This window comes from Microbacterium sp. (assembly GCF_031988965.1).
Classification (GTDB): domain Bacteria; phylum Actinomycetota; class Actinomycetes; order Actinomycetales; family Microbacteriaceae; genus Microbacterium.
In genome coordinates this window covers 1-1,727 of record NZ_DALZXX010000269.1, presented here as the reverse complement: position 1 = coordinate 1,727, position 1,727 = coordinate 1, and the positions used below count along the sequence as shown (strand labels likewise).

General features: G+C 71.6%; 2 protein-coding genes and 1 pseudogene. 2 read left to right on the top strand and 1 reads right to left on the bottom strand.

Going from position 1 to position 1,727, the window contains the following annotated elements; genetic code table 11:
• Positions 1 to 680, top strand: a 680-nt coding sequence (locus RTM68_RS18615) for a substrate-binding domain-containing protein (protein ID WP_312173803.1), incomplete at its 5' end; no start/stop codon positions are given.
• A gap of 19 nt (positions 681 to 699) precedes the next feature.
• Complete coding sequence (locus tag RTM68_RS18610; RefSeq protein ID WP_312173802.1) at positions 700 to 1,419, top strand: glutamine amidotransferase-related protein; 720 nt, start codon at positions 700 to 702, stop codon at positions 1,417 to 1,419.
• A gap of 50 nt (positions 1,420 to 1,469) precedes the next feature.
• Here RTM68_RS18610 and RTM68_RS18605 read toward each other — a convergent pair.
• Positions 1,470 to 1,727, bottom strand: a pseudogene (locus RTM68_RS18605) (glutaminase); the annotation flags it as partial.

Here is a 1,727-nt window from a genome sequence, read left to right as displayed (position 1 = left end):
CGCCCAAGCCGCCGAAGAAGACCGCCAAGGTCGCTTTCGACGCCCCCGCGCCCGAATCCGAGGAGCCGCGTTCCTTCCGGCTCGGCGCAGTCCCCGGCGCGACCCCCGGCCGATGGATCGACGCCTGGAAGCAGCGCATGCCTCACGTGCCGCTCGAGCTCGTGCCGATCGAGGTGGCGACGCAGTACCGGTCGCTGACCGAGGTCGACGCCGCCCTCGTGCGACTGCCTCTCGATGACCGCGCACTGGCGGCCGCCGGCCTCAGCAGCGACGCGGTGCACGTCATCCCCTTGTACGACGAGCTTCCGGTCGTGGTCGCCTCGATCGAGTCGCATCTGCTCGCGGCCGACGAACTCACGCGGGACGACCTCGCGGGCGAGGTCGTCGTGACGCTCTCCGACGATGCGCTCGTACCGTTCGAGGTGCCCGGCTCCGTGGCCCCCGCCTTCGCCGCGTTGTCGACCGACGACGCGATCACGACCGCCGCGACCGGCGTGGGCATCGTGATCGTGCCGATGTCGCTCGCTCGTCTGCACCACCGCAAGGACGTCGACCACCGCGTGCTGGCCGACGGGCCGACCTCGACCGTCGCACTCGCGTGGCCGCGAGAGCGCACCACGCCCGACGTCGAGACGTTCGTCGGCATCGTGCGCGGACGCACGGCGAACTCCTCGCGCTGACGCTCGTTAGACTCTCGTGGTGGTCTCGCTTCTTTACGTCTGCGTGCGTCCCGAACTCGGGGCGGCAGACGCCGAGCACGCCTCGTTCCGTCGGGCGCTCGGCGTCGACGTCGTCGACCGTCTCGACCTGCTGACCGAGCGCCTCGATCCTGCGCGCCTCGCCCGCTACCGCGGTGTGGTGGTGGGCGGTTCTCCGTTCAACGTGACCGACGCCGCGAAGACCCCCGTGCAGCGTCGCGTCGAAAGCGACCTCGAGCAGATCGCTCGGAGCGCGATCGCGGGCGAGATCGCCGCGTTCTTCACCTGCTTCAGCATCGGCGTGGTGACGCGGATGCTGGGGGGCGAGGTCACGTCCGCCACCCCGGAGTCCGCGAGCGCCGCCGTGATCGAGACCACCGCCGCGGCCGTGGACGACCCGATCTTCGGTCCCAGCGCCCCCGCGCTCACCGTGTTCACGGCCCACAAGGAGAGCGCGGTCGCCGTGCCCGACGGCGCGGTGCTGCTCGCCACGAACGCGACCTGCCCGGTGCAGGCCTACCGCGTCGGCACCCACCTGTACACGGCGCAGTTCCACCCCGAGCCCACGCCCCGCGACTTCGCCGACCGCATGACCTTCTACCGCACGACCGGGTACTTCGACCCCGAGGAGTTCGATCTCGTGCAGCGCCAGGTGCTCTCGGCATCCGTCACCGAGGGCGCGGCTCTGCTGCGCCGCTTCGCGCAGACGTTCGCCGCCTGAGTATCTGAGCGCCTGAGCGCCCCCGAGAACCCGAGGGTCATCCGCCGCGATCAGCCGACGGCGTCGCGCAGCAGCTGCACCCGCTCGCGGAGATATGCCTCCAGCGGCATCCATCCTCCTGCGGTGCTCCACCGCACCGACGGCACGCCGTCGCGCACGGCCAGCGGCCCGGATGCTTCGCCCTCGTCGACCGCGGCAACGTCGATCACGCTCCAGCCGATGTGCGCGACCTCGCCCTCACCGAACCCCCCGCGCAGCGCGAGTGCCCGGCGCGCGGCGCGTTCGCGGGCCGATTCCGCCGTGTATCC